At 36.4% G+C, this 18,629-nt stretch carries 22 protein-coding genes and 1 rRNA gene; 4 read left to right on the top strand and 19 right to left on the bottom strand.

What is annotated here, in order from left to right; genetic code table 11:
• The first annotated feature begins 5 nt into the window (after positions 1-5).
• Positions 6-1,139 (top strand): FAD-dependent monooxygenase, encoded by a 1,134-nt coding sequence (locus DF281_RS08795; RefSeq protein WP_166636107.1) that lies wholly within the window; start codon positions 6-8, stop codon positions 1,137-1,139.
• A gap of 46 nt (positions 1,140-1,185) precedes the next feature.
• Here DF281_RS08795 and DF281_RS08790 read toward each other — a convergent pair whose 3' ends face one another.
• The 15 genes from DF281_RS08790 to DF281_RS08720 all read right to left on the bottom strand — a co-directional run bounded on the left by DF281_RS08790 (position 1,186) and on the right by DF281_RS08720 (position 12,180).
• Positions 1,186-1,809, bottom strand: coding sequence for a hypothetical protein (locus tag DF281_RS08790; RefSeq protein ID WP_109349880.1), 624 nt, complete (start codon positions 1,807-1,809; stop codon positions 1,186-1,188).
• Complete coding sequence (locus DF281_RS08785) at positions 1,806-2,507, bottom strand: hypothetical protein (RefSeq protein WP_109349879.1); 702 nt, start codon at positions 2,505-2,507, stop codon at positions 1,806-1,808. The genes DF281_RS08790 and DF281_RS08785 overlap by 4 nt, the downstream gene beginning before the upstream one ends.
• Complete coding sequence (locus DF281_RS08780; protein ID WP_109349878.1) at positions 2,500-3,135, bottom strand: hypothetical protein; 636 nt, start codon at positions 3,133-3,135, stop codon at positions 2,500-2,502. The genes DF281_RS08785 and DF281_RS08780 overlap by 8 nt, the downstream gene beginning before the upstream one ends.
• A complete protein-coding gene (locus DF281_RS08775) occupies positions 3,136-3,831 on the bottom strand; it encodes a hypothetical protein (RefSeq protein ID WP_109349877.1) in 696 nt (231 codons plus the stop codon).
• The gene (locus DF281_RS08770; RefSeq protein WP_166636106.1) at positions 3,806-4,663 is read right to left on the bottom strand and encodes an ATP-binding cassette domain-containing protein; all 858 of its coding nucleotides are present in this window, start codon (positions 4,661-4,663) and stop codon (positions 3,806-3,808) included. Before DF281_RS08770 ends, DF281_RS08775 begins: the two co-directional genes overlap by 26 nt.
• A 2-nt stretch (positions 4,664-4,665) precedes the next feature.
• Entirely contained in the window at positions 4,666-5,028 is a 363-nt protein-coding gene (locus DF281_RS08765; RefSeq protein WP_109349875.1) for a GntR family transcriptional regulator, read from the bottom strand.
• 120 nt (positions 5,029-5,148) lie between these two features.
• A complete protein-coding gene (locus DF281_RS08760) occupies positions 5,149-5,817 on the bottom strand; it encodes an ankyrin repeat domain-containing protein (protein WP_109349874.1) in 669 nt (222 codons plus the stop codon).
• Positions 5,818-5,835: 18 nt separating this feature from the next.
• The gene (locus tag DF281_RS08755; protein ID WP_109349873.1) at positions 5,836-6,447 is read right to left on the bottom strand and encodes an NAD(P)-dependent oxidoreductase; all 612 of its coding nucleotides are present in this window, start codon (positions 6,445-6,447) and stop codon (positions 5,836-5,838) included.
• Positions 6,444-6,815, bottom strand: a complete 372-nt coding sequence (locus tag DF281_RS08750) for a Na+/H+ antiporter subunit G (protein WP_109349872.1) — start codon at positions 6,813-6,815, stop codon at positions 6,444-6,446. The genes DF281_RS08755 and DF281_RS08750 overlap by 4 nt, the downstream gene beginning before the upstream one ends.
• The gene (locus DF281_RS08745; RefSeq protein ID WP_109349871.1) at positions 6,793-7,077 is read right to left on the bottom strand and encodes a Na(+)/H(+) antiporter subunit F1; all 285 of its coding nucleotides are present in this window, start codon (positions 7,075-7,077) and stop codon (positions 6,793-6,795) included. Before DF281_RS08745 ends, DF281_RS08750 begins: the two co-directional genes overlap by 23 nt.
• A complete protein-coding gene (locus DF281_RS08740) occupies positions 7,074-7,559 on the bottom strand; it encodes a Na+/H+ antiporter subunit E (protein WP_109349870.1) in 486 nt (161 codons plus the stop codon). The genes DF281_RS08745 and DF281_RS08740 overlap by 4 nt, the downstream gene beginning before the upstream one ends.
• 12 nt (positions 7,560-7,571) lie before the next feature.
• Entirely contained in the window at positions 7,572-9,056 is a 1,485-nt protein-coding gene (locus DF281_RS08735) for a Na+/H+ antiporter subunit D (protein ID WP_307725168.1), read from the bottom strand.
• Positions 9,043-9,381: a Na(+)/H(+) antiporter subunit C gene (locus DF281_RS08730; protein ID WP_109349868.1), complete on the bottom strand. Its 339-nt coding sequence runs from the start codon at positions 9,379-9,381 to the stop codon at positions 9,043-9,045. The genes DF281_RS08735 and DF281_RS08730 overlap by 14 nt, the downstream gene beginning before the upstream one ends.
• Positions 9,381-9,809, bottom strand: coding sequence for a Na(+)/H(+) antiporter subunit B (locus DF281_RS08725; RefSeq protein WP_109349867.1), 429 nt, complete (start codon positions 9,807-9,809; stop codon positions 9,381-9,383). The genes DF281_RS08730 and DF281_RS08725 overlap by 1 nt, the downstream gene beginning before the upstream one ends.
• On the bottom strand, positions 9,796-12,180 hold the full coding sequence (locus DF281_RS08720) for a Na+/H+ antiporter subunit A (protein ID WP_109349914.1): 2,385 nt from the start codon (positions 12,178-12,180) through the stop codon (positions 9,796-9,798). Before DF281_RS08720 ends, DF281_RS08725 begins: the two co-directional genes overlap by 14 nt.
• Before the next feature lie 360 nt (positions 12,181-12,540).
• On the opposite strand from DF281_RS08720, the gene DF281_RS08715 reads away from it, so the two are divergent.
• Entirely contained in the window at positions 12,541-13,215 is a 675-nt protein-coding gene (locus DF281_RS08715; RefSeq protein WP_307725167.1) for an adenine nucleotide alpha hydrolase family protein, read from the top strand.
• A 40-nt stretch (positions 13,216-13,255) separates the two neighbouring features.
• Here DF281_RS08715 and DF281_RS08710 read toward each other — a convergent pair whose 3' ends face one another.
• Entirely contained in the window at positions 13,256-14,464 is a 1,209-nt protein-coding gene (locus DF281_RS08710; protein WP_109349866.1) for an MFS transporter, read from the bottom strand.
• Between the two features lie 122 nt (positions 14,465-14,586).
• Positions 14,587-15,543, bottom strand: coding sequence for a carbohydrate kinase family protein (locus DF281_RS08705; protein WP_109349865.1), 957 nt, complete (start codon positions 15,541-15,543; stop codon positions 14,587-14,589).
• A 178-nt stretch (positions 15,544-15,721) separates the two neighbouring features.
• Between DF281_RS08705 and DF281_RS08700 the strand changes: the two genes are divergently transcribed.
• The gene (locus tag DF281_RS08700; RefSeq protein ID WP_109349864.1) at positions 15,722-16,285 is read left to right on the top strand and encodes a GNAT family N-acetyltransferase; all 564 of its coding nucleotides are present in this window, start codon (positions 15,722-15,724) and stop codon (positions 16,283-16,285) included.
• A 44-nt stretch (positions 16,286-16,329) separates the two neighbouring features.
• On the opposite strand, the gene DF281_RS08695 is transcribed toward DF281_RS08700, so the two are convergent.
• A complete protein-coding gene (locus tag DF281_RS08695) occupies positions 16,330-17,025 on the bottom strand; it encodes a Crp/Fnr family transcriptional regulator (protein ID WP_109349863.1) in 696 nt (231 codons plus the stop codon).
• Between the two features lie 87 nt (positions 17,026-17,112).
• On the opposite strand from DF281_RS08695, the gene DF281_RS08690 reads away from it, so the two are divergent.
• The gene (locus DF281_RS08690) at positions 17,113-18,018 is read left to right on the top strand and encodes an EamA family transporter (protein WP_109349862.1); all 906 of its coding nucleotides are present in this window, start codon (positions 17,113-17,115) and stop codon (positions 18,016-18,018) included.
• Between the two features lie 521 nt (positions 18,019-18,539).
• Here the strand turns inward: DF281_RS08690 and rrf are convergent.
• A 5S ribosomal RNA gene (gene rrf / locus DF281_RS08685) occupies positions 18,540-18,629 on the bottom strand; the annotation flags it as partial.

The raw sequence follows: 18,629 nt of genomic DNA, 5'->3' as shown, positions 1-18,629 counted from the left end.
GTAAAATGCGTATTGCAATTATCGGTGGTGGCATCGGCGGACTTTGTACAGCCTATGCACTGCTTCAAAAAGGGATCGACGTAGAAGTTTTCGAAGCAGCACATTCATTTAAGCCAATTGGCGCTGGGATCGGGATTGGTTCAAATGCGATGCAGGATTTAGTCGACTTAGGGATCGGTGAAGAAATTTATGCGGATGGTACTATTTTAAAAACACAGGAATTTTATGCTGGAAACGGAAAATTACTAAATACAATTGATTTTGGCGCACTTCAAAAGCTGTATAATCAATCGAATATTACGATTCAGCGAGCTGATCTCCATCGCTCACTTTTCCAAGCGATTCCTGCACACCTCCTACATCTAAATAAAAAATGTATAGCGGTAAATCAAGATGATTCAAATTGCCAAATCACCTTTTCAGATGGTAATATTGTGAACTTCGACTATGTCATTGCTGCGGACGGCATTCATTCGCCCATTCGCCAACAGCTCGTACCAACTAGTAAACCTCGTTTTGCCGGATATATGTGTTGGCGTGGTGTTGCTGAAATAACGGATCAAATCGAGCCAAATACTTCTGTTGAAATTTGGGATACAATCGGACGCTTTGGCTATGCGCCACTGAAAGATGGTAAGGTATATTGGTTTGCTTGCGTAAACGCTGCTGAAAAGGACATATTTTTACATGGACTTGAAAAAGAACAAATCGCTCATTTATTTAAAGATTTTCCGAAGCAAGTTGGTAAGATTATTCAAGCAACCGAACAAGCAACGATTCTTCACCATGATTTATATGACCTTGCACCGTTGAAACAATTCCATTTCAACCGCATTCTCCTACTTGGCGACGCTGCTCATGCTACGACACCGAATATGGGGCAAGGTGCTGGGCAAGCGATTGAAGATGCTTTAGCACTTTCTCAGATGTTCGATTTGCATGATTCTTTCGAAGATGCCGCTGCTGCCTATGAGCAAAAAAGAATGCCCAAAACGAAAAAAGTAACGACTTTATCACGCCAGATTGGATCGATCGCACAATGGAAAAATCCAGTTTTAGCGAAAGCGCGGGATGTAGCTTTTCCTTTTGTACCTTCATCACTTCTATTAAAAAGATTAAAGTTTTTATTTTCAAAATAACAAAAAGGTCAGCACATCATTTAAAATGTGCTGACCTTTTGCTTTATTATTCAATTTCTTTCACTTGCACAGTCGTCGTTTTTGGAACGGTAATTTCAATGATTTGTTTATTATTCCATTCATTTTCTTCCGTGTTTACTTCGTCGAATACGAATAATGTAGAACCGAGAATAAATAAACGATCCCAATCATCCGTATTATGCACTTTCAGTTTACCATCCGCATAACTTACTTTTTTGATCATCGAATTTTTTACTTTTTTGCTCGTAAAAACTTGATCCGTCGCAAATACGCGGACACGTGATTTTTCAATTTGTGCATCTTGATGAACAACTACTTGAATATACGAATCTTCTGGAATTTTCATCTTAATTTTTGAAGGCGCGTCAAATTCAAATTGTTGCACAAGATTTTTTTCATCTTCCTTAGTCGTTGAAGCAGTTTTAATGCGCTCAATGAGTTGCTTATTCAAAGCTGTCGCATCTTTTTCTTCTATCTTCTCTGTATCGCCAACAGGTTTTACAAATGCTTCAACATAGACAACGCAGCCGATTATTAATACAGCAACAGTAATCCATGACTTCAACAACACAAATTTCGTAAATTTACGCTGGAAAATAATCAAAGTAAAGAAAACTAGGAACACGATCATCGTTAAAATCGTAGTCATTGTTGGCCACCCCACTTTCTTTGAATGAAGTAACTAAGTGGAACTGTTACAATTAATAAAATTGTCGACCAAATTAATAACGTATTTTCAAAAGGCATTGAATCTACTTTACTCATTAAACTCGCATAGAAAATAAATAAGAGTAATCCAATGACCATTGCGAGTTGATTCGCACGATACATAATGCCCAATGTGTATGCCGCAAACATTAAGCTGATGATGATTAAAAAGATTTCCGCACTATTTTTCAAAGCGATTAATGGTGCGCTAAAAATTGTATCCACAAATACAACTGGCGAAGAATCAATGATTAATGCAATCGTCAATTGTACATATGGTAGAAATATCATCATTAATGTAAATAAGATGCCGTATGCCGAAATCATAATACAATCTAGTATGAAAATTCGTTTTCGAGAGATTAAAAAAGGTGCTAATTCATTTTGTGTTTTACTTTTCGAAAATTCAAATCCAATAAAAAGTAACGCTATACTAATCAGAATACCCGCTGATAAAGGACTAAAAAAATTAATCGTTTGATCACTTTGATACAATGAAACACCTGCACCACCAATAAAAGTGATTAGAACACTTAGTAATACAAAAATTGTTTTCATTTGTGGTGTGCTCATTTTCCACTTCCATTTTAAAAATCGGTTAAATTTTAATTCCTTACCATCTGCTAATTGCCTATTCATCTTCAAATACTCCTTTCAAAGACATGCTTTCATCATAAAACGCCTTTACGTCCTTCGGTAGATCAATCACGATTAAACGTGTATATGAAAGGTCTTTATCAAAATCAAAAAGTTCATTCCAACTTGATTCTTTCGTTGAGAAAAATGTCACTTCGTTACTTACTTCTTCTTCATCCAAAATGATTTCAATTTCTTCGTCTTTTTTCAATTTCACATTTGCGGGAAGTAAGTCATTTTTTAATTTTGCTTTATTATTTATTACTAGAGGGAAATTATATTGGCGAACTTCGACTGTGCTACCTGGTCGATTCGATTCAACGAAGTAAATTGACAGTGGATTGATTTGATCTAAATTGAATTTCACAAAACCAGTTTTCGCTTCAAATTGCTCTGTTTTCTTTAAATATTTTTGAAAATCGGACTCTTGATTGCTTTGAAGTGTTTGTAAGGCCTTCATTTCAGTCATTGCTTCGATCGGTTTAACTTTTGAATTCATGATTGTCCCAGCAACAATTGCCACGATCGCTAATAAAGTAATGCTTACTGTTAAACCGATATCAAATAAAACTGATTTTCTAAAATAAAATAAAATTGCAATAATTACCGCAATAACAATAATCCAAATCATCTAATCTACCTCGCCTTCAATCATTTTCCGAATGACTAACAACATAATAGCAATTAAGAAAATCGTTCCAATGATATAAACTACAGTCGGAATTACTATGCCTAAAAGACTTTTTATTACGAAAAAGCCAATGATTATTCCTGGTAGTATTAATCCGTAAGCAGTGCCTTTCTCGACTAATCGACATTGTAAATAACCACCGATCATCACTGAATACACGGCTAAAATAAAGTAACCTAGAAAAATAAATGTTCCTTTTAACTCAAGATCATTTACATTCGTTCGACCAATTATGTCGTAGACGAGTTGTTGCGCATATAAAATACCAAGCGCGATAATCGTTAAAATCACAGTCGTAATTAGCATAACAACAATTTGCACGAAGAAATTTAATACTTTCGATTGTATGAATGCATTCATAGAAATATCATTCGCTTTTTTTCCAAAATCATAGCCCATAATAAGAGCGGGGATTAGTAGAATAAAGCTAAAGCTATAAGGTGTTATTAAGTAGAAATCTAGTCCAAATCCGTCACTAGTTCCCATGCTTCCTGTCGCAAAATTATTATTAAAAATAAGTGTAACCGCTAATAAGACTAAAAATGTAATATTAATTAATCGTGTCGCTGATTTTAGTTGTACTTTCAATAATGGGCGGAATAACTGACGTTTACTTGGTCTTATTATAGATGCCATCGATTCCACCATCCTCATTACTCGTCACAGCTAAATATATTTCCTTCACTGTAGCCATTTGAGTATTATTTTGACCACTATATCCTACGATTCGTTTCGCACCTTCCAATGCATTTTGCTCGATTGGGCCAATGCCATCTACAAGTGTTTCCGCTGCGCCATGCTGCCACTTATATTTATTCGTTAATTCCTCAATTGTGCAATGTTCGACAATTTCTCCATCATTTAAAATCACAATTTCCTCTAACAAATGCTCCATCTCATCGACTAAATGACTCGATAAAATCATCGTTCTCGGTTCTGCCATATAATCTTTTAAAATGACACGGTAAATATCTTTACGTTTTGCATCATCTAAACCATTTACAGGTTCATCTAAAATAGTTAATGCACTGCGTGTCGCCAGACCAAAAATTGTGAAGAATGCTTGACGCTCACCAGTAGATAATTTAGATGGAATACTTTTCAAAGAGATGCCAAAGTATTTGATTAGTTCTGTCGCAATTATTTGATTCCAAAATGGATAAAATTCCTGTGCTGTTTTACAAATTTGTTCTACAGTAAATCCTGATGGAAATATTAATTCTGGATGAATGTAAATGGTATTTGCAGATACGAATAAATGATCAAACGGTTCTTCTCCGAATGTGAATAATTCGCCACTGTCTTTAGCAATTAAACCTGAAATTAATTTTAGTAATGTCGACTTACCTTCACCATTTCGACCGACTAATCCGATGATTTTTTCGCCTTCAATCGATAGAGAAACATTTGTTAAAACTTCTTTTTTACCGTAATTCTTTTTGAGTTCATTTGCTTCGACAACTTTCATTTTCATCCCTCCCCATATAATTTTTTCATCATATTGATTAATTGTTGTTCCGAAACATTAAGGCGTTTTGCTTCAACAACCAGTTTTTCGATTTTTTCATGTAAAAAGTAGGTTCTTCTTTTCTCAAGAATTTTCTCTTTCGCTGACGCTTCAACAAACATGCCTAATCCCCTTTTCTTATATAAAAGATTTTCCTCGAATAAAATTGTGATCCCTTTTCCTGCCGTTGCTGGATTCACATTAAATATTTCAGCTAATTGATACTGTGAATAAACCTTTTCATCTGCTTCAAGCTCACCATCGATAATTTGATTTTCCAACCATTCTCCTATTTGAATGTAAATAGGAGGTTTTTGTTCATCCATCGCACATCCTCCTCAGTGCATTACTGTTGTAATGTACTATACAGATTTTCTGTGATTTTGTAAAGCAACTTAAAAAAATCCTGTACAAAAGGTTCACAACTGTCCTTTTGTACAAGATTTTTATTTTTGTAAAACATCTAAAATTTTGTGATACCCTTGCTTCTCAGCATGTTCAATTGGTGTCACACCATCTCGATCAGCAATATCTATACTGGCTCCATTTGCGACTAAAAGCTCAATGATTTTTACATATTTTTCTGTTCCATCCCCAAGAATAATAGCTTCAAGTAATGCAGTCCACCCAAGATTATTTAAATGATTCACATCGCTATCCGTATGCAGGAGCAGCCATTCTAGTGTTTCAAAATGTGCCCTCTCACTCGCAGGAATTATGCCAATTCCACCGTAACGATTAACAATTTTTGTGTCTCCAGTATCCGTCATCAACTTTAATAATTCTACATATCCTTCCGCCGCTGCAAACAGAAATGGTGAGTTTAATCTTTGATCACGAAGATTAACATCTGCACCTTCACCAATTAAGTACGCGACTGTTTGTTCATCTCGATTATAGGTCGCTACCATAAGTGCCGTACGCCCTTGAGTAGATTGGCTATCGATTTGAATACCCGAACGAAGTAGTTTTCGAAGTAATGCTCGATCGCCTGTGTGAGCCGCTTTGAACCAATCCTCTAATTTCTCTGCTTTTACAGATTGATTTTCATTGCCGCCACCAAAAGCACCACCCAAAGATTGCTTCAGTATTGCCAAAAAACCTAATTTCTCCATTTACTCACACTCCCTATTTTAATAGGCGATTCCTACTCTTTTTTGATGAAATAAATTTTCAACTAAAGCTTTATAACTAAGTTCAGCGGTATGTGAAGTTGAAATTTTACGTCCATCTTTCGGTAAATAATCGATTTCATATCTGTATATACCCATATTTTCATCATCTATTAACGCAGTTGGACAAATGATCGTCCAATCCAGTGCTGTTTTTTGCAATGCACGATAAACGTACTCATGTTCAGACGCTGCAAACTTCACTTTCTGCCTCGACTCTGAAGACTGATAGCGTAACTTACCTGCCTCAACTCGACTTTCAACAATACCTGCTGTGCCAATAGTGACGATTCTTGAAATATTATGTTTCTCCATTGCTTGAATAATATACTTGATCGCAACTGACAAAGTATTCGTTTTATCCGTATTCAATGCGACGAAAACGACATCACAGCCTTCAACCGTTTGATCGACGTCTTTTTCATTTCTTGCATCACCTACATGAAAAGTAATTTCATCGGTTGAAAATTTCTCCTGCCGAACGAGTGCCACAATTTCATGACCACCTGCTATTGCTTTTTGAGTGAAAAAAGCTCCGACACGACCTGTGCTACCAAATACCGCGATTTTCATTTTTCTCCTCCAGTATTCTTCGGCGTAATGACATCTTTCAATGCATCTTCGCCCGATTGTTTTGATAGTGGGACTCCTGAGCGATATGCTGCTCGGCAGATTAAATGTCCTGCTACTGGTGCAGTCATAAAGACGAAGACGATGCCTAGAAGCAATCGAACACTAATGATACCTTCATGCGCCCAAAAGTATATAAATGCACCAAGTAAGGCAAGCATAACAGCTAGTGTTGAACTTTTCGTTGCTGAATGTGAGCGTGTATAAACATCAGGCATTCGAATTAATCCAAGTGCGCTAACTAGCCCCATAATGCTTGCCAGTAAAATAATAACCGCGCCCATCCATTCACTTATTTGACTTCCGCTCAATGAGGACACCCCTCTCTAAAAACTTACTGAATGCAATCGTGCCAATGAATGACAAAATCCCAATGATTAAAATCGCTTCTAAATAAGCAGTCGTTTCAAAAAGAATGGAGATGATGGCTACCATTGATAATAAATTAACCGAAATTGTATCCAATCCGACAATTCGATCCGGCATCGATGGTCCTCTCGCAACTCGATAAAATGAAATGGCGATTGTTAATGAGAAAAACACTAATGCAATTTTTAATACGAGCGAAATCATGTTCTTGTCACCTCCATAATGGCATTTTCAAATTGAGTCATCGACCGAATTACATCCGCTTTTGATTGTTCAATATCCATCGCATGAATATAAAAAACTTTGCCTGATTCATCAATTTCCATGACGACTGATCCTGGAGTTAATGTCAGTAACATCGCTAAAACCGTTACTTCAATATCTCCTTTCAAAGCCGTTTCATATGTGAAAATCCCAGGTTTAATCGCTAGCTTCGGACTACAAATTTGTTTGAGTACTACTGCACTCGATGTTACTAATTCTTTATTAAATAATAGGAATAATTTAAAAATCGCCCACATTTTTTTAATGTAAAATGGTTTTCCGAAAAAGCGGTGCATTAAGTACATAACGATAATGCCAATTAAATATCCTGTGAAAAAAGTTGAAACATTTACCGTATCTTCGTCTTTTAAAAGCATCCAGAGGACGGCAATTACGATATTCAACAATAATTGTAGTAGCATAATGCGCCCTCCTTATTTGTATAATACGGCATCAATATAAACCGTTGGATTGACTAAGACATTGACAGCGTCTTTCACATAAGGTGCTAAAAGTTCTGCGCCAAGCCCTAAACATATTGATAAAGCGCCTAATGCTGTCATCGCAAACATCATTTGTTTCGGAATTTTTTTCTTATAATTTTCATTAAGTGTCGCTTCTCCAAAAATGGACTTTAAAAATACGCGAATTAATGAATATAAAACGACGATACTTGATAACATCGCAATTACTGCGCCCACTAAATAACCACTTTCAATCAAACCTTGACCGATTAAAACCTTCCCTAAAAAGCCGCTGAATGGTGGAATCCCTGTCAATGCTAGAACCATCATGAAGAACAACCATCCGAATAACGGAAATTGGTGGATCAATCCTTTTATTTCATCGAAACTTGTACGACCTGTAATGTACATCATCGTACCAATCATTAGGAATAGTAATGCTTTAATAATCATGTCATGTATTAAGTAATAAATAGATCCTTCGAAAGCTGTGGCATTGTTCGCATACAGAGCCATCAGCACAAAACCAACGCCGATAATGACGTTATAGCCTACAATTTGGCGTAAATCTCGGTAGCCAATTGCACCAAACATCCCTAAAATAATTGTAGCTAAAGCTAAAAGGCCAATTAATGTATGTGTCACATCTTCTTGGATTGGGAAAATCAGTGTAAATGTTCTAAAAATCGCGTAAATACCTACTTTCGTAAGTAACGCACCAAACATTGCGGCAATCGGAACAGTTGGTACACGGTATGAACCCGGTAACCAATAAAATAAAAATAGTCCTGCCTTTAATGAGAAAACGACTAGAAGCATTAATGAAATGGTTGTTAATACGGGGCCTTGGTGTACTAAATCTACACGTTCCGCCATATGCGCAAAGTTTAAAGTACCAAGACTTCCATAAACCATCGCAAGTCCGACTAAAAACACCCATGAAGCTAACACATTTATTAGGACATACTTCAACGATTCTCTTAATCGCTCCTTACCGCCACCAATCGTGATTAACACATACGAAGCCAAAAGCATCACTTCAAAGCATACGAATAGATTAAAAATATCGCCGGTTAAAAATGAACCATTTACCCCAGCAATCATCAATAGAATTAACGGGTAAACAAACATTTTTTCAAAAGATTCTTCAAAAGATCGGAAGGCAAATAAAATACAGAGCAAGGACACAACACTTGCTGTCGTAACGAATAACATCGCAAATGAATCCGCTACGAACGATATTCCGAATGGCGCTTCCCAACCTCCAAAAGCCAATGTTTGAATTCCTTCTTTTTTTATTGTCACGAGTAGCACTATATTTACAACAATTAATGCACACATCGATAGAAATAAAATAATTTTTTGTAACCTTACTTTCGATCTTAAAAAGACGAGAATAACTGCTGCAAATAAAGGAATGAACATCGGCATGACTACTAGATTATTCAAGTTCATCGCCTCTCATTTCTTCAACATCATCTGTTCCATTTTTGGCATACGCTCGATACGCTAACACAAGCACAAAAGCTGTCACTGCAAAGCTAATTACGATTGCAGTTAGTATCAATGCTTGTGGTAAAGCATCCGTATAGGGGCCAGGCTTTTCTTTTAATAGTGGAACATCACCCTTTTTTACTTCACCAATTGTTAAAATCAATAAATGGACGGCATGGGAAAGTAATGCTGTGCCGATTATGATTCTAATAATATTTTTAGAGAGAAGGAGGTAGGTCGCAACTGATACGAAAATACCAATTAATAAAACCATCAATGTTTCCATTAGTCTTCTCCTCCTTCGCTAATACTCAAAATAATCGTCATAACAACTCCGACAACCGTTAATGCTACACCTAATTCAAAGATCATGACAGTAGCTAATTCTTTCTCCCCGATTAAAGGAAACGGCACTGAAATTGAACTCATATTAAGAAAAGGCTGCCCGAAAAATACAGGAGCGACGCCTGTTGTTAATGCTAGTGTAACACCTATTGCCGCAACAACTTTAAAGTCTAACGGAAGACCTTTTTTAATTTTTTCAGCATCATACGTTAAATAGAGAAGCACTGCTGCTGACGCTAATACTAGGCCCGCAACAAAACCTCCACCCGGTGTATAATGTCCTGCAAAAAATAAGTAAATGGCAATCGTCAAGATTATAAACACGACAACTTGTACGACTGTGCGTAATATTACATCATTTATTTTCATGATTATTACGCTCCTTTTTACTCTTAGATTTGATTAATATATAAACACCTAAACCAGCTGTTAATAAAACAACCACTTCTAACATTGTATCAAATGCGCGGAAGTCACCCAATATTGCATTGACGATATTGGCCCCTCCAACTAATTCATACGCATTTTCAAAAAATCCTGAAATCGTTTTGAATTCACTATATTCAAGAACTGTGAATGAAATAACTACGACTAACACGCCTGCTCCAATGGCAATTACAGCATTGATCAATTTCGTGATTTTCGCTGATTTCTCCACTTTCCACTCCGGTAAATACGAGAAACAAAGGAGGAAAAGAACCGTTGTTACAGATTCAACGACTAATTGCGTCAATGCTAAATCCGGCGCTCTAAATAACACGAAGAATATCGCTACACCAAGACCTATAACACCATTTAACACGACGGCCGTTAATCTCAACTTTGCAAAAATAATGAAAACCGCTGCCAAAGCCATCACAATCATTAAAATAATCTCATACCATTCAACGGGTGCATTTTGAGAGAAATCGATCGCGAAACTATTACTTTTCACGAAATACCCGCCTACTACTAGGAAAATAAATAAGTAAATATAGATTAAATAATGTCTTAAAGAACCCGTCATATATAAATCCGTCACAAATTTACCGACAATTTGAATTTCCTCTACTATTAGATCGTATAAATAATTGAATGTCATTTTTTCAGGTAGTACGCCGTAAATGCCCGACCATTTTTTGCGTGTCGCATACAGGATACTTCCGAGGATTATCACGCCAATTGTCATAATTAATGCAGTGTTAAAACCATGCCATGCTGAAATTGTTGGCGTCATTTCTTGGATTGAGCCCATATTAGGATAAATACTTAACATGGTGCTTCCTAAAATATATTTTCCGAAGAAATTCGGGAAAATGAAAATTAGCACAACTAAAATAGCTAAAATACTCGGTGCAATTAACATTCCTTTTGGCGCTTCATGGATGACACGATCCTTCGGCAATAAATCACGCGTGCCAAAGAAGGTTTGAGCAACGAAAATGGCACAATAGACAAAAGTTAGCACGCTAGCAACCCATGCAACGACAACGAATAGTGAAGCTGCATAATGAAGGTCTAAATGTCTAATTGCTAAAGTCGCTTCAAAAAACATTTCCTTACTCAAAAAACCATTGAAGAAAGGTAATCCGGCCATCGACATACTACCGATTGACGCGATTGTGAAGGTGATTGGCATGACGCGCATTAATCCACCTAGTCTTCGAATATCACGTGAACCAACTTCATGATCGATAATACCAACCGTCATAAATAGCGCACCTTTAAATGTCGCATGGTTCATTAAATGAAAGATTGCAGCAAAGCCGGCCTGTGTATAAATCGCCGTTTCCGCACTATAGCCCAAAACATATACGATTGAACCGATGCCGAGTAAGCTCATGATTAGACCGAGCTGACTGACCGTAGAAAATGCTAGTAAGGCTTTCAAGTCCTTTTGCTTTCCAGCATTAAATGAACCCCAGAAAAGCGTAATAAGCCCCACGATACTAACAATCCAAAACCAATTCATATTCATCGCGAAAATGGGTGTAAATCGCGCTACTAAGTAGATACCGGCTTTCACCATTGTTGCTGAATGCAAGTACGCACTGACTGGTGTTGGAGCTTCCATCGCATCTGGCAGCCAAATATGGAATGGAAATTGCGCTGATTTTGTAAAAGCGCCTAATAAAATAAAAATCATAGCGGGCATAAATAAACGGTGGTCTAATTCAGTGGGCATAATCGAAATGATTTCTCTTATGCTAAAACTATCCGTCATCTCGGCAACCATCAAGAAACCAATTAACATCGCTACTCCACCTGAAACAGTGATGAGCATTGATTTTTGTGCACCTCTTCTGGATGCTTTGCGGTGATGCCAAAATGCGATTAATAAAAAGGATGAAACACTGGTAAATTCCCAAAAGAAATAGAGAACGAGGAGATGATCTGAAAAAACTACACCTAACATTGCGGTCATGAACAATAGAAGGTAACAATAAAACTTGTGTAATGATTCTTTTTTTGAAAGGTAGAAAATGGAGTAAAGAACGACAAGTGAGCCAATACCTGTTATAAGCAGCGCAAACAGTAAACTCAACCCATCTAAATATGTTGTAAAGGAAATATTATAGGAAGGGATCCAATCCCACGTGTGTGTAAATGTCCTTCCAGATGAAATTAAAGGGATAAAACGTAGTAACATAACGAAAAGAATTGTAGGAATAATTAAAACAAACCAACCGATATGGATTGTTTTAAACCTTTTATGTAGCAAGGGAACAATTATTGCAGCAATCAAAGGAATGATGATCATCAATTTTGTAATCAAGCGATTAAATACCTCCAGAAAATAATCTATTTTAAGAAAAACTTCATTTCAAGGGTCGTATACTAATAATTCTATTTTAGTCATCTATATTTCTAAATTATACACGATACATCTCATTGTTTCATGCTCGTAAGCCTGCGATAGCAATGTTTTTTTATTTTTCCGATAAATTCTCCACAATATTAGAAATATTAACCAATTATTCAGTCTATATTCATTTTTTATACTCATTCACTACGAAAGAAATATACAATAAATTCCTATGTATGTTAAAATGTAATTTACCAAAGTAATCATCAACTTTTATACGATGAAACTATAATAATTTTTACTGAAAAAGGATGGGTGGTTTTATTGAAATCGCACGGGCGTATGGATGAAAGCATTCTAGTATGCGTATATTATGGTCCAAACAGTGAGCGTCTTATTCGACGAGGACATAAAATTGCCAATATGTTAGATTGTCCTCTCTATGTACTGAACATTAGCCGACAATCAGCTGACGAATTCGACTCTTCTCAACAAGCCGATTTACTACATTGGCAGTCATTAGTCGAAGAACTTGGTATAGATGAATTTATTTTAAAATCAAATGAAGATCGCCCTACTCAACAAGTAGTTGCTGAAGTGTGTAATGACTTAAATATTACACAAGTAGTGATTGGTCAAACTGCTCAAAATCGTTGGGAAGAAATCACAAAAGGTTCATTCATTAATCAACTTCTAAAGGCCATTCCTTACGTAGACATTCATGTTGTCTCTGTTGAACGACAAGTTATGGCGAAAGATGATATGTATGAAAAAGCGATTCGTGCATTTTTAGTGGATGACGCTGGCGTTTATCGCATCTACTTTGACCTACCAGAAAAATTCCTATATGAAGGACTATTCTTCAAAGAGTTAGGAACAGATTTCGATAATGGCCGCTTCAAATTTATGTACGAAGGTAAATCCTACGAAATTGAAGTGAATGACGGCTATATCCATGACGATGAAACTATACGACAATTAAATCTTTAACATACAAAAAACGTCTCTGCTCCATGCAAAGACGCTTTTTTTATGCGATTTTTCGATCTTTCGGCAATAAAAATCCGATGATTCCAAGGATCGGTAAGTACGAAATATACGTCATTGTCGTCATGACGCCCACTTGATCAAGGAAACTACCGATGACAACTGCTCCAACTGCCCCCATACCAAATGCGAAACCAACTGAAAATCCAGACATCGTCCCAATCTTATTCGGCACTAACTCTTGTGCATAAACGACAGTAACGGAGAAACTCAACATAATGAAAAAGCCTATAATTATGATGAAAATCGGTAGTAACGTTAATGAAGTATACGGTAAGTACAAAGCGAATGGTAACGGCACTAAAACTGATAATAAAATGACATTCTTCTTGCCAATTTTATCAGCAATCGGACCACCGAAGAACGTACCAACTGCCCCCACTGCTAAAAATAAGAAAATAAATAACTGTGCATTTTTAATTGTTAATCCATATTGATCTGTTAAATGGAAAACAAAGAAATTCGTAATACTCGTTACATAGAATGAACGCGCAAAGATGATTAACATCAAAATTACGAGTGCATAAGCAATTTTCTTCTTCGTCAATTTTGACAATGAAGATAAAATCGGGTTTTTTCGTCTCGCTTCTTTCTCAATTTCCAATTGTTTCTTATACCAAACCGAAATTTTAGAAAGTGTGAATATACCAACGGAAGCAACAATTAAAAACCAAGCTGCGCCAATTTGTCCGAAAGGCACTAAGACAAATGCACTTATTAATGGCGCTAATGCCTGTCCTGTATTCCCACCTACTTGATAAACAGACTGTGAAAGCCCTCTTTTCGAGCCAGCTGCCATGAATGATACTCTCGACCCTTCTGGATGAAAAATTGCTGAACCCATCCCTAAAAAGATGACCGACACTAGTAACATCCAATAATTATGCATGAACGCCAATCCTGCAATGCCGATTAACGATAGACACATACCAATCGGTAATGCATATGGTTTCGGCTTACGATCGCTTATCAAGCCAACAATCGGCTGGAATACAGAAGCGACCATATTCAATGCAAATGACAACCACCCTAGCTGCGTAAATGAAATGCCTGTTTCACTTTTTAACACCGGGAACATCGCCGGTACAACCGCTTGCAATGTATCATTTAATAAATGACTTACGCCAATCAATAACATAATTGGATACACCGGATTTCCTAGTACAGAAGACTTTACTGTAGCTGATGACATCTCTCCACTTCCTCATTAAAATATATGTATGAATCGTTTTATTATACCAATATTCAGATTTATTTGTATTAAAAAAATGCCTTTCTTTCAAAATAGAAAGATGGGCATTTTTTGAGCTTATTTTATAATCTATGTTTAATTAAACTTTCGATTTCATGAAGATGTGGCATAGCCGTAATTGCTCCAGCTTTCGTCGCCGCCATCGCACCTAATTGGTTTGAGAAGTAAATATAGTCATAGGCTTCATCCATTGATTTTGGTAGTCCATCTAAATGGATTGAGCGTAAAATACCTGACATGAATGCATCTCCTGCACCTGTAGTATCTACACAATCGATTTTAATTGATGGTACATGTTGCATCTCGCCATTGAATACTACATAAGTTCCTTCAGCACCAACAGTAATCATTAACAAAGTAATCTCATACTTCGCAAGTGCTGCGATTCCCTCTTCAATTGAATTAGACTCTGTAATGAAGAATAACTCTTCATCTGCTAATTTCATGACATTTACATACGGTAAGAATTCGCTAATTGTATCTAAACATTGCTGCGGGCTTTCCCAACGCAATGGACGAATATTCGCATCCATCGCAATTAAGCAATCCTTTTCAATCGCCTTTTTAACAGCTACTTTCGTCGTTTCTAAAGCCGTTTCTTGGAACATCGTATTCGAGCAAAAGCTGAATACTGACGCTTTTTCAAACGCTTCATCGACTAAATGACTCGATTCAACTTGAATATCTGGCTGCTCATCTTGATAATTTGTAAAGATTCGATCATGATTTTCTGTCAGATGTACTTCTACACTCGTTACACGTTTTTCAGGAATAATCTTCGCGTAATTTGTATTTACACCTTCGTTTTTCAATTCATTTCGGACGAATTCAGACGTCTCATCTTCACCTGTAACCGTAATAATCGCAGATGGCGCACCAATTCTACTAATGCCTGCAGCTACATTAATTGTTGTACCACCTAAAAACTTCGTGAATGATGTATTTGTCGTATCATTGGCAATATAATCTACGAATGCATCTCCATAAATCAAGATGAATTCTCTCGTTGGTTCTAACATATATAAGCTCCTCCATAAAATATCTTCCTTCTATCGTACCATGAAGTCTGACAACACAAAAGACTATTTCGGGAAATAATTTGAGAAATGACACTTAATTGTTTATTAAAATACCTTTATTAAACTAATAATTAAACACATTTGATATACTGTACAATAGAAATGGAGATTGATATAAATGGAAGTCCAACTTAGACAAGCTAAATTAGCAGACGGTCCTGCTGTCGCGCCATTAATTGTTGACGCGATTGGGGATATTGCAAACCGCATTACTGGAGAAGATTCACCTGACTTGATCATTCAAAAATTAATTGAATTATTTGAGCGTCAAGATAACCGGATCTCCTATCTAAAAACATTCATCGCCCAATGTAATGATGAAGTAGCAGGTATGATGATCGTATATGGTGGTGATGAAGCGATTCAGTTAGATGCGCAATTAGAGAGATGGCTTACCGCTAAAAATGCTCCAATTCAAACAATCGAACTTGAAGCTCGTCCTGATGAATATTATATTGATACAGTTTGTGTCGATGCTAATTTCAGAGGAAAAGGTATTGGTACATCATTATTAAAATATGCAGAGGTACTTTGCAAAGAAAAGGGCTATCACAAACTTTCACTGAGTGTTGAATTAGAGAAAGGCCGTGCGCGCCACCTTTATGAAAAAAGAGGCTTTGTTTATTCTGAACCGTGGATGATCATTGGCGAAGAATTCGACCATATGGTTAAACCCATTTAATTTCATATTATAGTTGAATAGCATCTATCGCTATTCAACTTTTTTTATTCAAATCGTATGCCTTGAGATACTTCTTCAAGTCGCACTTCATCTAATATGATTAAATGATTTTTCTCACGCGCGATTATTTCTTTTTCACTTAGCTTTTTAACAACCCGATTCAAATGTCGATGCGAAGTACCTAGTAAGTCTGCTATTTCAGCAATACGCATCGTTTGTAACTCTTGACCAAAATCATTGTCTGGTTCAGAACTCACTGTCGATAATAAGAAACTAGCAAAACGACTTTCTACAGACTCTAATAAATTCACACGGGAGGCAATCGTACTCGTTTGAAGTTTATAGCTGATATGCTTTAACATTTGCTTTAAAAATGCTGGATTGTCCATTTCATTTTTCCGAATATACTCGAATGGTAGAGTCATAATTATACTATCTATCACCGCTGTAACTTGGGATTGCACTGGAACATTTCTAATTAATTCTAAATCGCCAAGGATTGTTAATGGATGATTGAATCGAAGCAATAGAAATTTACCTGTATGCACACTGGAAGTTACTTTCACTCTACCCGCTACTAGGTAGTAGAGTTCATTTAATTCCTCTCCCTCATTCATTAATGTCTCACCTTCAGCGAGTTCCATAATTTTAAAAGGTGTTTCTTCTATATTAAATACTTCTTCAAATCGATGTAGTCGAATATATTGATTTAAAATAACTGGATCTTCAATTATTTTCATGAATTAACCCCAATCTGGACATATGTCCTATGTTATTATAACTCACCTTGTTACACTATAAAAAGAATTACTATAGGAGTTGGCTTTATGAACAAAAATTTAATATTTCCTCTTTTAATTGTGATTGCATCCAGTAGTTATGGGATACTTTCTACAATCGTTAAGGTAGCGATGGCACATGGCTTTACAACAGCTCAGGCTGTACAGAGTCAGTATGCGATCGGTTTTTTATTGGCGCTAATACTATTTGTATTTACCCAACGATCTCTACCTAAAATCACAATGAAGGGATTCTTCATCATAGTAGGCGCTGGTTTATTCACCGGTATTACAGGTATTGTTTACGGTAAATCTGTTCAGTATCTTCCTGCTTCATTAGCAGTCGTTATGCTTTTCCAATTCACTTGGATTGGATTATTCTTAGATTGCTTGTTACACAAACGTTTGCCAAAGCGTATCGAATTAATCAGCCTTGTATTCTTAGTAGGCGGTACTATATTAGCTGCAGGTGTATTAGACGTAGATTTATCAGGACTAAGCTGGAAAGGCTGGGCATTCGGTTTTGCTGCAGCATTTAGTTTCGCAGTCTTTATGCAATTCAACTCGAAACATGTTGAAGGAATTACAACTATTTCTCGTTTAACATTTATGGCTCTTGTCTCGTTAATCATCGTTTCGATTTTCCAAACTCCAGAGGTTATGTGGAACGGTGAATTATTCACAAGTGAACTACTTTACTTCGGTTTAGCTCTTGGATTCTTCGGGATTATCCTTCCCATATTATTATTCACCGTTGCCGTACCTAAAGTTGGTGGTGGTACAGCTTCAATCTTAAGTGCAACTGAATTACCGGTAGCTATTATGGCATCAGTAATTGTACTTAACGAATCTCTTTCTACACTTCAAATCGTTGGGATCCTTGTTGTGCTGGTTGGTATGACACTACCTACTGTTATTGAAATGAAAAAAGAGAAGCAAAGACTTAAAGTTTAATTGAATCTCAAAAATTATTAGTGGTAATATCTTAGCTAATAGTAAAAGGACTTCGGCATTTTCACATGCCAAAGTCCTTTTTTGTTTGGTTCTACAATAAATAATGTTCATGAAGTTTCCCTATAGAATAAAAGTCTCGAAACAATAAACTAAGGGGAAAATCACTTGTCTATTAACCATGATATTCGAAATTTACTAGAGATACAAGACTCAAATATCTACTTCGCTACGAATTGTGTCAATCAAAAGCTTTATAAAGGACGTATGTGTAAGTTTATTCTAACTAATTATAATTCAATTGAAAATACTCATTAATGATTCTCTGCAGAGATCATGTCGTTACTTTCCACTACGCTGAAGATTTGGCTATAGGATGATTACTATGTTCTAAATCACGAAAACCATAGAGTTTAAGGAGTTGTCCGCTTCCCACATAGCAATACTGCGGACATTCAATATTATTATCTTAAAAACATAAAAGCATATAAAAAAAGAACCACTCTACAAGTGGTTCTTCGTTTGCGTAGCAATGTCCTACTCTCACAGGAGGAAACCTCCAACTACCATCGGCGCTAAAGAGCTTAACTTCCGTGTTCGACATGGGAACGGGT

The organism is Kurthia zopfii (assembly GCF_003143955.1).
GTDB lineage: Bacteria > Bacillota > Bacilli > Bacillales_A > Planococcaceae > Kurthia > Kurthia zopfii.
This window is presented reverse-complemented; position numbering and strand designations above follow the sequence as displayed.

Excerpts from the sequence above, each read along its gene's own strand:
- DF281_RS08795 (WP_166636107.1), top strand. The coding sequence starts at position 6 with ATGCGTATTGCAATTATCGGTGGTGGCATCGGCGGACTTTGTACAGCC.
- DF281_RS08790 (WP_109349880.1), bottom strand. The coding sequence starts at position 1,809 with ATGACTACGATTTTAACGATGATCGTGTTCCTAGTTTTCTTTACTTTG.
- DF281_RS08785 (WP_109349879.1), bottom strand. The coding sequence starts at position 2,507 with ATGAATAGGCAATTAGCAGATGGTAAGGAATTAAAATTTAACCGATTT.
- DF281_RS08780 (WP_109349878.1), bottom strand. The coding sequence starts at position 3,135 with ATGATTTGGATTATTGTTATTGCGGTAATTATTGCAATTTTATTTTAT.
- DF281_RS08775 (WP_109349877.1), bottom strand. The coding sequence starts at position 3,831 with ATGGCATCTATAATAAGACCAAGTAAACGTCAGTTATTCCGCCCATTA.
- DF281_RS08770 (WP_166636106.1), bottom strand. The coding sequence starts at position 4,663 with ATGAAAGTTGTCGAAGCAAATGAACTCAAAAAGAATTACGGTAAAAAA.
- DF281_RS08765 (WP_109349875.1), bottom strand. The coding sequence starts at position 5,028 with ATGGATGAACAAAAACCTCCTATTTACATTCAAATAGGAGAATGGTTG.
- DF281_RS08760 (WP_109349874.1), bottom strand. The coding sequence starts at position 5,817 with ATGGAGAAATTAGGTTTTTTGGCAATACTGAAGCAATCTTTGGGTGGT.
- DF281_RS08755 (WP_109349873.1), bottom strand. The coding sequence starts at position 6,447 with ATGAAAATCGCGGTATTTGGTAGCACAGGTCGTGTCGGAGCTTTTTTC.
- DF281_RS08745 (WP_109349871.1), bottom strand. The coding sequence starts at position 7,077 with ATGATTTCGCTCGTATTAAAAATTGCATTAGTGTTTTTCTCATTAACA.
- DF281_RS08740 (WP_109349870.1), bottom strand. The coding sequence starts at position 7,559 with ATGCTACTACAATTATTGTTGAATATCGTAATTGCCGTCCTCTGGATG.
- DF281_RS08735 (WP_307725168.1), bottom strand. The coding sequence starts at position 9,056 with ATGAACTTGAATAATCTAGTAGTCATGCCGATGTTCATTCCTTTATTT.
- DF281_RS08730 (WP_109349868.1), bottom strand. The coding sequence starts at position 9,381 with ATGGAAACATTGATGGTTTTATTAATTGGTATTTTCGTATCAGTTGCG.
- DF281_RS08725 (WP_109349867.1), bottom strand. The coding sequence starts at position 9,809 with ATGAAAATAAATGATGTAATATTACGCACAGTCGTACAAGTTGTCGTG.
- DF281_RS08720 (WP_109349914.1), bottom strand. The coding sequence starts at position 12,180 with ATGATCATCATTCCTTTGATTGCTGCAATAATTGTTCCCTTGCTACAT.
- DF281_RS08710 (WP_109349866.1), bottom strand. The coding sequence starts at position 14,464 with ATGTCATCAGCTACAGTAAAGTCTTCTGTACTAGGAAATCCGGTGTAT.
- DF281_RS08705 (WP_109349865.1), bottom strand. The coding sequence starts at position 15,543 with ATGTTAGAACCAACGAGAGAATTCATCTTGATTTATGGAGATGCATTC.
- DF281_RS08700 (WP_109349864.1), top strand. The coding sequence starts at position 15,722 with ATGGAAGTCCAACTTAGACAAGCTAAATTAGCAGACGGTCCTGCTGTC.
- DF281_RS08695 (WP_109349863.1), bottom strand. The coding sequence starts at position 17,025 with ATGAAAATAATTGAAGATCCAGTTATTTTAAATCAATATATTCGACTA.
- DF281_RS08690 (WP_109349862.1), top strand. The coding sequence starts at position 17,113 with ATGAACAAAAATTTAATATTTCCTCTTTTAATTGTGATTGCATCCAGT.